We start from the raw sequence: 10,615 nt of genomic DNA, 5'->3' as shown, positions 1-10,615 counted from the left end.
ATCAACGGCGGCTATCGACGCAGTGAGAACGCCGACCTGGCGGCTGGATACGGGCGGGTGCTGGTGCTGTCACCCTTCGGCGGCAGGACGCGGATGCCGCTCGAATGGGGCATGGATCTCGCCACCCAAATCGACGAACTGCGCGCCGGGGGCAGCAGGGTCCAAACAGTCTTCCCGGATAGCGCCGCCGAGCACATGTTCGGCGCCAACGCGATGGATCTGTCCCTGCGTCCGCCTGCGGCTCGAGCTGGTTACAGCCAGGGCAGAGCCCTCGCGGAACTGGTCGCCGAAATCTGGCGGTGATGGCTGAAACCTGTCGGTGTTCGACTGTTACGGCGCGAGAGTCCAGGGGTCTCCGTGCGAGGCGCGGTGCCATGCCTGCCGCGGGCCGCCCGATTCGTGCGCGACATCTGTCAGCCAGATCGTGCTGTCCGGGGCCCATCCGGCGATGACCGTCGCCGTTTCGGCGTCGACCGTTAGTGGGCGCGTCGCGCCGTTGAGGTAGCCCAGGACGGAGAGGTGCGCGGCGTCCCACTCCCCTGCCACTTGTTCCCAATCCGGGATGACCCATCGGCCGTCGCGTCCGGTCAGGCGGAACCAGTCGTGTCGCCGGGATGCAGTGACCTCTACTGGGAACCTGCGGCACAGCGTTATCCAGTCTTCTGCTGTGCCGATCTCAAGAGTCCGGCCCGCTCCCCGAACCGGAACCGTGGTCGCCTGCTCCCACCCCAGGGAATCTTCCACGAGGCTCAGTGCGGCCGGGACCTGCCCAACGGTGTGGAGCAGCCCGTGCGGGATCGACCACCAAGTTCCTGACCAGTTGGCGCGAGGATCGCCCGGGCGTTCGCGCGCGGCCCGCAGTTCCCCGGCTCGTTCGTCTCGGCCCCACCCAGCCAGTGTTTGTCGCGGATTCTTCGGCAGCGGTGCCTGGCCGTTTGTCGATCGCAAGCCGATGGCCCACTGCTCCGCCCGGCGAGGCTGCCAGAACCACTGGCTGTCGGGCAGCGCCATGACCTGTTCCGCGACGGGCGACAGGGCCGCCGTCACACTCGGGAGATCCGCGAGCACGTCCTCTCCATCGGGTGCCTGCCAGTACCTTGCCGTGTCCACGGACCGCTCGAGGGCCGCCTGCACCAGGTCGCTGTCAAGTCCGGTGAAGTCCAGGGAGGCGAGCCTGGCAGCCAGCTGTTCTGGTGACGCGGCAAAGGCCGGCGTCGAGGCCTCCCCGGAGGCAGCAGCGCGCAGCAGGACCCGCGAGGTCCCCGGTCCACCATCAAGTTCGTATCCCAACCAGGAAGCCGCCGTTTTGACCTCCGGATCCAGCAGCATCGCCAGCTCGAGGCACAGACGGCGCCCTCGGGGCCCCCGCAGAAATACGTCCACACTTGGCGTCATCAAATCATCCTCCCACCAGAGCGCAGCTTTACCCGGAGCGGTCCCGGGTGCCGTCGATGATGGCGGGTATCGCCGCGACGCGTTCTACCATTGCGGGATGGAGACCACGGTTAGCGGAGTGCCTGTGCATTACGCCGAGTACGGCAGCGGCACGCCGGTTCTCGCTCTCCACGGCGCCGGTGTGGATCATCGCGAGATCGCCAGTGCCCTTGAACCGATTTTCGACGACGTGCCTGGTTACCGGCGCCTGTATCCGGACCTGCCCGGGATGGGCCGGACCCCGGCGCCCGAGACGATCACAGGCAATGACGACGTCGTGGACATGCTGCTCGGCCTGATCGCCAGCACTATTGGTGACGAACCGTTTCTTATGATGGGTCAGTCCTACGGCGGCTACCTGGCCCGTGCGATTGCGAACCTGCGACCTGATCAGGCCGTCGGACTGGCGCTGATCTGCCCCGTTGGCCCGCAGACGCGCGACGTGCCTCAGCACGAGGTCCTTGTTTCGTCGGTCGATCTGACCGGTGCACTCGACTCGGATCTCGAGGCCACTTACCGCAGCTACTTCGTTGTGCAGACGCCTGAAACGCTGCGTCGGTTCCAGAAGTATGTGGCTCCCGCAACGTCCCTGGCTGACGAGTCGAGCCTGATGCGGATCTTTTCGCACTGGGAGTTGCGGGATCGGCCGGAAGCCGCGAAAGCCTATCCTCATCCGGTGTTGGTCGTTGCCGGGCGACAGGATGCCACCGCCGGGCACACAGGACCGTCGGAGCTGATCCGGCACTACCCACGCGCTACGTTGGCCGTACTCGACCGCGCCGGCCACGCCTTGATCCATGAGCAACCCAACCTCGTGCGAGCCCTTGTCGCCGACTGGCTCATGCGCGTGCGCGAGGCATCAGACGACAAAACCTAGTGGGCAGTGGCGCCCGCACGCGGGCGGATCCCTGCTTTATGGCTCCGCCGAACAAAGGCAAGACGATCCGTCCGCGGCGTCCAACCGGCGTCATGTAATGCACGGTAAGCAGCAAACCATCGCGACGGATTGCAGTCGGGCTACCAGCAAAAGGACAATGGTGCCCATGACCGTCGTGACCCTCCTGGCCTTTGCCGGGCTGTGCCTGCTGCTTTCCGTCACCCCCGGCCCGGATACCTTCCTGGTGCTGAGGATCTCGTTGCAAAGTGCCGGGGCCGGCCTGGCGGCGGCGCTGGGCTCAGCTCTGGCATCCCTGGTCTGGGCCGCGCTGGTGGGAGCGGGGCTCGCCGCCGTGCTGGAGGACTCGGCGGAAGTGTTCCGTTGGCTGAAGATCGCAGGCGGGTTGTACTTGCTGTATCTGGGAATCTCGTCGCTGATCCGGGCGCGCCGCACAACTGCATCCCCGGCGGCCGGGCACGCTCCCCGCCGGAGCTACAGCCGAAGGACCGGCTTCGGTGCCGGCGCGTTCTCCACACTGCTCAACCCCAAGGTCGGCTTGTTCTACCTCGCCGTCGTGCCGCAGTTCATTCCACACGGCGGCAACACCCTGGACACCGCCATGGTGCTCGGTGCCATCGAAAGCGCCATTGGATTCCTTTACCTGGCGGCTGTAGCCGTCGCGGCAGCGAAGGCAATGGCCTGGCTGCAGCGCCCCCGGGTGAGCAGTTGGCTCGAACGCGGCAGCAGCGGCATCATCGCCGCGCTCGGCCTGGGCGTACTGGCATCCAGCACCAGCTCGTAGCGGCGCGCCGGACCTCGACGGACAGGTGCAGTTCCCTATCCGGCAGAATGCCAACCCACTCAAGAGCCGAGCTGGTTATTCGTCTCCCTCCTCTGGACCTTCAGTTGGCACATTGACTCCGCGAATTTCACGAAAACGGCGGCCGGTCCTGAAGAGGACCGACCGCCGCCGAATGAAGATCAGGGTTGCATCAGGCCTTGGCCTTTCGCTTCACCCAGCCCCATACAGCCGTAGCCACCAGGAGCACCAGGCCGATGATGGCCAACCAGAGCAGGCCCTTCACGGCGAAGCCCAGGATCGAAAGAATAAGCCAAATAATAAGTAGTGTGATTATTAGTCCCATACGGAAAGCCTAAGCCACCCAGGTGGCTGTTTCCGAACGATCAGTGATCGTGGCGGAAGATGGCCACGGCTTCGCGGACCGCGTAGTAGACGATGACCATACCGGCCACGGGGTCGGCCCACCACCAACCGGCAAAGGTGTCCAGCAAGATGCCGGCCAGCACGGCGGCTGCCAGAAGACCGTCGATAAACGTCACCTTGCCCTCTGCTATGAGAACGGGATTGCCCAGCGCCTTGCCCGTGCGGGCCTTTCCGGCTGAGAGGGCGAACATGACCACTGCCGTGACAGCCGTCCAGATAATTCCGGTGGGGCTCGGCCGTGCGTGGTGCCCGGCTGCCAAGGCAAGTCCGGACTGGACGAGCAGATAGAGAGCAAGGGCAACGAACGCCCCGGCGATCAGCCTCAACGCCAACCGTTGACGCCGTTCCCCGGCTCCGGAGAGTTCCCAGATCACCACGGTGCTGGCACCGATCTCGATCAGGCTGTCCAGGCCGAAGCCGGCCAGCGCCACCGATCCGGCCGTGATGGAAGCGACGGCAAGAACTGCCACTCCGACGACGTTCCAGCCCAGCGTGATGCCCTCAAGGATGAACCCGCGACGTCTCAGGCGCGCGATCTCAGGGCGCGTCAAGATTTCAGGCAGCATCCGTGCTCTCTTTCCCGGCGCCCCCGGCGTTTCCGGCGATGGGTGCCGGCAGGCCGGCCAGCCGTTCGATGACGGCAAGCCCGGCCGGGGTGCCCGGCCAATGCCGCCGCAAAGATTCCGGGCCTGCGGAGCGGATCACGGAACGAAGAACCAAGGCCATGACGATCACGTCATCGGCATAGCCAATCAGCGGGAGGAAGTCCGGGACAAGATCCAGCGGCAAGAGCAGATATCCCAACAAAAGGAACAGCTTGATCCGGGCGCCGCGGGATACCGCTGGGTCGGCCGCCAAACGCCTCAGCACGCGCAACACATCCGGCAGCAGCCGCAACGCTTCCCGCATACCCACCGTCTCCGGATGGGACCTCGCATAGACCCACAACCCCAGCAGAAGAACCGCGTAGACAGCTACCAGCCCGGCCAGGATCCCCAGCGCCGCGTGCCACCACTGCACGGCCCCTACTCCCCGCCCTCAGGCAGGCCATGGCCTGACGGGGCATGCAGAGTCGCGTAGACCTTCTCGGCGTACTCGTCGAATACAGCGGAACACTCGCGCAGTCGCTCGTCGGCGGCCTGCGCTTCCGGCAGTTCCAGAACGTCACGGCTTTTCAGATCACGGTACCAGCGCCGCAGGCGGTCCAGGCTCTGCTCTTCCTCTTCCAGCTCCGCCAGAGTGAACTTGGCGTTTCGGGTTTCCTTGGCGATTTCGTCCTCGAACGCCCCGCAATCGCCGGTGAATTCCTTCCACTCATCCAACCTGAGCTCCTTGAATGCCGAGCGCAGGCCTTCCACTCCCGCATCGCCGCTACCCGGCGTTGGCAGGACGAGGACACTGCCGGTTCCGCGGCCGGCCAGCTCCACGACCCTAGGCACGGCCTCCGAGAAGAACGGCGTGTCTGGAACGGTCCATACTCCCGAGGCCACTGGCGCAGCACCGATCCTCCGGAGCTCCCGCCACACACCGACCCTCGTCCGTGAGGTCTCACCAGTCAACCGGACAACGAGAACCAACCAATCCATGCATCAATCATATACTGCTACAACAAGGTAAGTAACAGCTGTTACATCCTCCCTGCTCGGGAGGGCACAGAACCCGAGGACCTCGGCCGGTAGGTTCGGTCGGTCCGATGGAATCCCTTAGCCCTATCTGCCCGGTCTGAAAATACGGTAGCTCCGGGTGATTTGGGATGGGATTTTCTGTCTTGCCCGGACTGCAGGCCGCTCGCGTGGGTTCTGGATACCGACGGCGGAAACAATGCCCCCGAGGATGAGCAGCACCGCCGTCACGGTCACCACCCGGTGAAATCCGTCGAGATCAAGTTTGCCGCCCATGACGAGGCCGACCAGCGAGATGCCGATCAGACCGGCAACCCTGCTGACGGCGTTATTCGCTGCCGAGCCGATGCCGGCCTGCTGTTCCGAGATCGAACCGAGAATGGCGGCGGTGAGCGGTGCGACTGTCGCCGATAGCCCGACTGCGAACAGGAGGATCCCGGGCATCAGCTGGGTCCAGTAGTTGACCGGGATTTCCGACGCGAGCATCAGGAGGTAGCCAACTCCGGCGAGAACAGGTCCGAATGCCATGAACCACCGCGGGCCGAACCGCCCGGCCAGTGAGCCAAACCATGACGCCAGGAGGATGTTGACGAGGCTGACGGGAAGCAAGGCCAGAGCGGCCGACGTCGCCGGAAAACCGGCAACCTGCTGCAGGAAAAGCACGATGATGAACCCGCCGATCGACAGCGCGGCGTAGACGAAGGCCGTAGCCACGTTGCCGACGGCAAAGTTTCGGACGGAGAAGAGGCTGAGCGGCAGGAGCGGGTGCTTCGCGGTCTTTTCCCGCCAAATGAACCCGGCGAGGCACAGGATGCCGAGGACGAGGGGCATCAGAATGAGTGGGCTCCCCCAGCCGTAGTTGCCCTGTTCGATCAACGCGTAGACTGGCCCCGCCAACCCGAGCACACAGAGCACGGCACCCGCGTAGTCGATCCGCACGCCCTCCTCGCGAACATCCTTGGCCCGCAGCACGGCTAGCAAGTACAAGGTCACGGCAATGGGCAGGACGTTGATTCCGAAGATCCAGCGCCAGCCCACCGAATCAACGAGCACTCCACCAAGCAGGGGTCCCGCGATGAAAGCCACGGTTGTACCAGCAGTCCACTGGCCGATTGCCTTCGCCCGGGGCGCTTCGTCGAAGTTTGATGTGATCAGAGCCAGGGAGCTGGGCACCAGCAAGGCGCCCGCCACGCCTTGAAGCGCTCTGGCCAGGACCAGCCAGTCCGCTGTGGGTGCCAGCGCACACATCACTGATGTCGCGCCGAACCCGATCAGGCCTGCCCGGAGAATGACAACCCGGCCCAACAAATCAGAGAGCGAACCGGCGACCAGGATCAGTGACCCCAGGGTGATCAGGTAGGCATCGACAACCCATTGCTGCGTTGTCAGTCCGCCGCCCAGTTCACGGGAAATGGCCGGCAGCGCTACGTTGATGACGCTGCCGTCGAGAAACGACACAAAGGACGCGAGAATCGCGATCCACAGCACGAGCCTCTGCGTACGCGCCGACGGTAGGGAACCCATCCTTCAAGCTACACCCGCCCCGGCGGTTGCCGGACTCAGATATGGAAGGACGTACAGCCCGTCGCCGGAGTATATTTTTATGTCTGGTCTCTGTCCCGCCGTTGCCCTATCGTTGGGGCACCGATTACATTCGACCGGCGGAGCTCCGCATCGGAGGTACATGATGGGAATCATCTCGTCTGGTTTTCATGGAAAACGGCGCACCGGCAATACAGCGTTACCACCCGGCCAATACGAGACGCCAAGCTTTCCCGTACTGACGGCGGGCCCTGCACCTTATATCGCCCGGGCTGACTGGGAATTCTTCATTACTACGGAGACTGGGCAGCGCCGCGCCTGGTCCTGGGATGAGCTCTTGGCACTACCGCAGGTTGATATCCGGACCGATATTCATTGTGTGACCAGCTGGTCCAAACTGGGCACCTCGTGGCGCGGGGTGTCCCTGGACACCTTGTTCGCGGATGTGGAAACAACATCCGAGTTCACTACGGCTCACTCCTACGGCGGCTATACGACCAATGTCCCGTTGCAGGACCTGCTGGACGGCCAGGCATGGGTGGCGTGGCAATTCGACGGTGAACCACTGGAACGGGCCCACGGTGGCCCCGCCCGCCTGCTGATACCCCACTTGTACTTTTGGAAGAGTGCGAAGTGGATCAATGGCATCGAGCTGATGCCGCACGATGTTCCCGGCTTCTGGGAATCGAACGGGTACCACATCTACGGCGACCCCTGGCGCGAGGAGCGCTACTCATGAGGCAGGACAGATGAGCACCCTGTGGCGCGTCGCCGAGGTGATCCGCGGCGTTCCTGAAACAGAATCCTCCAGAACCATCGGCCTGCGCGTGGACGGGCTGAACGGCAACCTTGCCGGCCAGCACATCGATATCCGGCTCACGGCGGACGACGGATACACGGCAGTGCGGTCCTACTCAGTAGCCACAGCCGGCATGGACGAACTCCTGGAGATCACGGTCGACGAACTGGCCAACGGGGAGGTCTCCCCCTATCTGGTCAGAGACCTGATGGTCGGGGACCAATTGGAGATCCGGGGGCCCGTCGGCGGCTGGTTCGTCTGGCTTCCGACCGATCCCAACCCGGTTCAGCTGATCGCCGGGGGATCCGGCATTGTCCCGCTCATGTCCATGATCCGCGCCCACGAGGCATCCGGGAATCCTTCACAGTTCCGGTTGCTGTACTCGCTGAAATCGCCCGAGGCAGGGTTCTATCGGGAGGAGCTGCTCGCCTTGAACCAGGGATCTCCCAAGCTGACGGTCGACTATGTCTATACACGCAAAGTTCCGGAGGGCTGGCCAAGGGCCCCGAGGCGACTCACCGCTGAAACACTGTTGGCAAGCATCCTGCCGGCGGACATGGCACCCGACATCTTCATCTGCGGTCAGACGATGTTTGTCGAAACGGTCACAGAGTGGATGGTGCAGGCGGGCTATCCGACCGCCTCAATCAAGACCGAACGCTTTGGCGGAACGGGAGGAATACGGTGACTGGCAACAACGGCTCCGCTTCCCCTGGTGCTGAGGACCCGCGCCTCGAGGACCAGGACATCGCCGGGACCGCAGGCAATCCGATACCTCATCTTGACGGGAACGCGGCAGCAGGACCCCTGTGGGAACTGTTCCGCATCGACATCATTGCAGCGATCGGTCGGTGCAAGAATTGTGGCGCTGTCAGGGTCTTCGGGGAAGCAGCGGTCTATGCCGATGCCCCGGGAATAGTTGTGCGCTGCAGTTCTTGCGGGGGCGTCCTGCTGCGTCTCGTAGAGACTCCGACCAAATTCTGGCTCGATGTCAGCGGACTCAGCTACCTTCAGATCGACCGGGAGACCTAACGCGCTGCTCTGCTATCCGCACCCCGCCGTGCTCAAGACCGCAGGGGGCGTGAAGAGGTAGTCTGCGACGATGCTGAACACCCTCAACGCTTCATCATGGGCGCCAGTGGATCTGGAACAACGACACTCGGCCGGGCGATCGCCAACCAGTGGTCAGTACCTTTCCTCTAGTTATTTGATCAACGTGTCGCCAGTGCGCGGTCAGGCTTACCGTCATGGCGATCATCCATCAGGCAGAACTGCAGCCGACGAAACTTGAGCTTCTCGCAGAGTGGCTGCCCCGCCAGCCCTGGTTCACGGAACCCGGCACGGCAGCGCTGCACAAAGTTGGCGCCTACCGGTTCGACGACCCCGCCGGCGAGGTCGGCATAGAAACCATCATCGTGTCGGTGGGTAACTCCACTTTTCAAGTCCCACTCACGTACAGGGCCCAACCCTTGGCCGGCGCGGAATCCTGGTTGGTCGGAACCATGCAGCACTCGGTTCTCGGCCCGAGGTGGGTTTACGATGCCTGCGCCGATCCAATCTACGTGGCAGCGCTGGCGGCGAGCATCATGCTGGGCCGGCCGCAGGCAGAGCAATACCTCCAAAAAGGGGAAAACCTGGAACTCCTGGCCCAGACGGTCTACGTGCGAAGCACCGGGCCGAAACTCGATTCAGTCCCTCACGTCTCTTCAGCGGCACCGCGCGCCACCGACGCCGGCACCGCCATCGAGACTGCTGACCTTCACCTGCTTGTTATCCGGCGGCTGGACCTGGATGTGCAACCGGCCAGCCCGCTCGCGCTGACCGGCACCTGGGAAGGTCAGACGGACAACGTCAAACTCGCCGCCATCAGTGATGCCTGACATTTCCGCGGGTTAGGGGCGCCCCACTCCGTCCGCGTCCCGGGGTTGGGTATTGCCTTCCTGCCGTTCAGGCTGGATTCCGTGCTGTTCCCGGAGCTCGCGCCCGCGGCGAATGTCCTCTTCTTCGCGGGCCTGGAGCTTGTCGCTCTGTTTCGTGTCCCGTGGCGGCAATTGGATGGTCTCTTCGGCCTCAATGCCGGCCTGGAGTTGGCGTCCCCGCTCCATCTCGGCGTCGAACTCGGCACCGAACAGCAACGACATGTTCAGGATCCAGAGCCACAGCAGCGAGATGATGACGCCGCCGATCGCACCATAGGTCTTCTCGTAGCTATTGAAGTTGGCCACATAGAAAGCGAAGGCCAAGGACGCCAGCAGGAAGATGACCAAGGCGATAGCGGAACCCAGGCTCATCCAGCGGAACTTGGGCTGCTTTACGTTCGGCGTAGCGTAGTAGAGGATGGCGATCACCAGAATCACGAGTAACAGAATCACCGGCCACTTGAGAATGTTCCACGCCGTCAGGACGGCCCCGCCCAGGCCGATCGCGTTGCCGACGGCGTCCGCCACCGGCCCGCTCAGCACGAGCATGGCTGAAAGCACGAGGACGATCAGCACGGCGGCAATGGTGACGGCGAGCATCGTGCCCCGAAGTTTGATGAACGGCCGGCCCTCGTCAATTTCGTAAATCCGGTTCATTGCCCGGCCAAAGGCTCCGACATAGCCGGAGGCGGACCAGAGGGCGGTGAGGATGCCGAGTACCAGGGTGAGGCCGGCAGCGGAGGAACTGCTGAGCTGCTCGATTGGCTGGCGGATCGCGTCCACGGTGTCACCGGGCGCGAATCCTTGAACGATCTCCATGAGAGCGGATGTGGTCTTCTTGGCGTCCCCGAAAATGCCCAGCAACGACACGAGGGCCAACAGCGCCGGGAAAATAGAAAGCACCGCGTAGTAGGTCAGTGCTGCGGCGAGATCCGGGCACTGGTCCTTGGTGAATTCACGCAGGGTCTTTTTGGCGATGTACTTCCACGAGGGCTTAGTGACGTCGGCCGGGCTGTCCGGTTTACGGGAGTCGTCCGGGGCAGGTGCCGTGCGGGCCTTGGCGGTGCTGCTCTCGTCCGTTTCGGCGTCGGTCATGGATTCATTTTCTGCCTTGGTTGGGTTCTTGGCCATTGGAAATTCCTTCGTGGGGTTAAGGGAAATGGCCGGCCGCCCAGCGCATCAGCGAGGGCAGCCGGC

At 63.6% G+C, this 10,615-nt stretch carries 13 protein-coding genes and 1 pseudogene; 7 read left to right on the top strand and 7 right to left on the bottom strand.

What is annotated here, in order from left to right; genetic code table 11:
* Nucleotides 1-303, top strand: a pseudogene (locus Y706_RS27970) (patatin-like phospholipase family protein); the annotation flags it as partial.
* 27 nt (nt 304-330) lie between these two features.
* Here Y706_RS27970 and Y706_RS0108560 read toward each other — a convergent pair.
* Nucleotides 331-1,395: a hypothetical protein gene (locus Y706_RS0108560; protein WP_028276281.1), complete on the bottom strand. Its 1,065-nt coding sequence runs from the start codon at nt 1,393-1,395 to the stop codon at nt 331-333.
* Nucleotides 1,396-1,492: 97 nt separating this feature from the next.
* Between Y706_RS0108560 and Y706_RS0108555 the strand changes: the two genes are divergently transcribed.
* Complete coding sequence (locus Y706_RS0108555; RefSeq protein ID WP_043435495.1) at nt 1,493-2,311, top strand: alpha/beta fold hydrolase; 819 nt, start codon at nt 1,493-1,495, stop codon at nt 2,309-2,311.
* Nucleotides 2,312-2,477: 166 nt separating this feature from the next.
* Entirely contained in the window at nt 2,478-3,113 is a 636-nt protein-coding gene (locus Y706_RS0108550; protein ID WP_028276279.1) for a LysE family translocator, read from the top strand.
* Between the two features lie 190 nt (nt 3,114-3,303).
* On the opposite strand, the gene Y706_RS28690 is transcribed toward Y706_RS0108550, so the two are convergent.
* From Y706_RS28690 to Y706_RS24370, 5 genes are all read right to left on the bottom strand, one after another.
* Nucleotides 3,304-3,456 (bottom strand): LPXTG cell wall anchor domain-containing protein, encoded by a 153-nt coding sequence (locus Y706_RS28690; protein ID WP_028276278.1) that lies wholly within the window; start codon nt 3,454-3,456, stop codon nt 3,304-3,306.
* 40 nt (nt 3,457-3,496) lie between these two features.
* Nucleotides 3,497-4,102 (bottom strand): cation efflux transmembrane domain-containing protein, encoded by a 606-nt coding sequence (locus Y706_RS0108540; RefSeq protein ID WP_253906730.1) that lies wholly within the window; start codon nt 4,100-4,102, stop codon nt 3,497-3,499.
* Nucleotides 4,092-4,556 (bottom strand): DUF1232 domain-containing protein, encoded by a 465-nt coding sequence (locus Y706_RS24380; RefSeq protein WP_043435493.1) that lies wholly within the window; start codon nt 4,554-4,556, stop codon nt 4,092-4,094. Before Y706_RS24380 ends, Y706_RS0108540 begins: the two co-directional genes overlap by 11 nt.
* Before the next feature lie 5 nt (nt 4,557-4,561).
* The gene (locus Y706_RS24375; protein WP_043435491.1) at nt 4,562-5,122 is read right to left on the bottom strand and encodes a Chromate resistance protein ChrB; all 561 of its coding nucleotides are present in this window, start codon (nt 5,120-5,122) and stop codon (nt 4,562-4,564) included.
* A gap of 123 nt (nt 5,123-5,245) precedes the next feature.
* Nucleotides 5,246-6,646: an MFS transporter gene (locus Y706_RS24370; RefSeq protein WP_253906728.1), complete on the bottom strand. Its 1,401-nt coding sequence runs from the start codon at nt 6,644-6,646 to the stop codon at nt 5,246-5,248.
* 199 nt (nt 6,647-6,845) lie between these two features.
* On the opposite strand from Y706_RS24370, the gene Y706_RS0108520 reads away from it, so the two are divergent.
* The 4 genes from Y706_RS0108520 to Y706_RS0108505 all read left to right on the top strand — a co-directional run bounded on the left by Y706_RS0108520 (nt 6,846) and on the right by Y706_RS0108505 (nt 9,379).
* Nucleotides 6,846-7,439, top strand: coding sequence for a sulfite oxidase-like oxidoreductase (locus Y706_RS0108520; RefSeq protein ID WP_028276276.1), 594 nt, complete (start codon nt 6,846-6,848; stop codon nt 7,437-7,439).
* Between the two features lie 10 nt (nt 7,440-7,449).
* Nucleotides 7,450-8,187: an FAD-binding oxidoreductase gene (locus tag Y706_RS0108515; RefSeq protein WP_028276275.1), complete on the top strand. Its 738-nt coding sequence runs from the start codon at nt 7,450-7,452 to the stop codon at nt 8,185-8,187.
* Nucleotides 8,184-8,531, top strand: coding sequence for a DUF6510 family protein (locus tag Y706_RS0108510; protein WP_216699117.1), 348 nt, complete (start codon nt 8,184-8,186; stop codon nt 8,529-8,531). The genes Y706_RS0108515 and Y706_RS0108510 overlap by 4 nt, the downstream gene beginning before the upstream one ends.
* 215 nt (nt 8,532-8,746) lie before the next feature.
* Nucleotides 8,747-9,379 (top strand): CG0192-related protein, encoded by a 633-nt coding sequence (locus tag Y706_RS0108505; RefSeq protein ID WP_028276273.1) that lies wholly within the window; start codon nt 8,747-8,749, stop codon nt 9,377-9,379.
* Nucleotides 9,380-9,391: 12 nt separating this feature from the next.
* Here the strand turns inward: Y706_RS0108505 and Y706_RS0108500 are convergent, their stop codons facing one another.
* Entirely contained in the window at nt 9,392-10,549 is a 1,158-nt protein-coding gene (locus Y706_RS0108500; RefSeq protein WP_028276272.1) for a YihY/virulence factor BrkB family protein, read from the bottom strand.
* Nucleotides 10,550-10,615 lie beyond the last annotated feature (66 nt).

The sequence above is a fragment of the Arthrobacter sp. I3 genome (assembly GCF_000520575.1).
GTDB classification, from domain to species: Bacteria; Actinomycetota; Actinomycetes; order Actinomycetales; family Micrococcaceae; genus Arthrobacter; species Arthrobacter humicola_A.
This window is presented reverse-complemented; position numbering and strand designations above follow the sequence as displayed.

Excerpts from the sequence above, each read along its gene's own strand:
- Y706_RS28690 (WP_028276278.1), bottom strand. The coding sequence starts at position 3,456 with ATGGGACTAATAATCACACTACTTATTATTTGGCTTATTCTTTCGATC.
- Y706_RS0108560 (WP_028276281.1), bottom strand. The coding sequence starts at position 1,395 with ATGACGCCAAGTGTGGACGTATTTCTGCGGGGGCCCCGAGGGCGCCGT.
- Y706_RS0108555 (WP_043435495.1), top strand. The coding sequence starts at position 1,493 with ATGGAGACCACGGTTAGCGGAGTGCCTGTGCATTACGCCGAGTACGGC.
- Y706_RS0108515 (WP_028276275.1), top strand. The coding sequence starts at position 7,450 with ATGAGCACCCTGTGGCGCGTCGCCGAGGTGATCCGCGGCGTTCCTGAA.
- Y706_RS0108550 (WP_028276279.1), top strand. The coding sequence starts at position 2,478 with ATGACCGTCGTGACCCTCCTGGCCTTTGCCGGGCTGTGCCTGCTGCTT.
- Y706_RS0108505 (WP_028276273.1), top strand. The coding sequence starts at position 8,747 with ATGGCGATCATCCATCAGGCAGAACTGCAGCCGACGAAACTTGAGCTT.
- Y706_RS0108540 (WP_253906730.1), bottom strand. The coding sequence starts at position 4,102 with ATGCTGCCTGAAATCTTGACGCGCCCTGAGATCGCGCGCCTGAGACGT.
- Y706_RS0108500 (WP_028276272.1), bottom strand. The coding sequence starts at position 10,549 with ATGGCCAAGAACCCAACCAAGGCAGAAAATGAATCCATGACCGACGCC.
- Y706_RS24375 (WP_043435491.1), bottom strand. The coding sequence starts at position 5,122 with ATGGATTGGTTGGTTCTCGTTGTCCGGTTGACTGGTGAGACCTCACGG.
- Y706_RS0108520 (WP_028276276.1), top strand. The coding sequence starts at position 6,846 with ATGGGAATCATCTCGTCTGGTTTTCATGGAAAACGGCGCACCGGCAAT.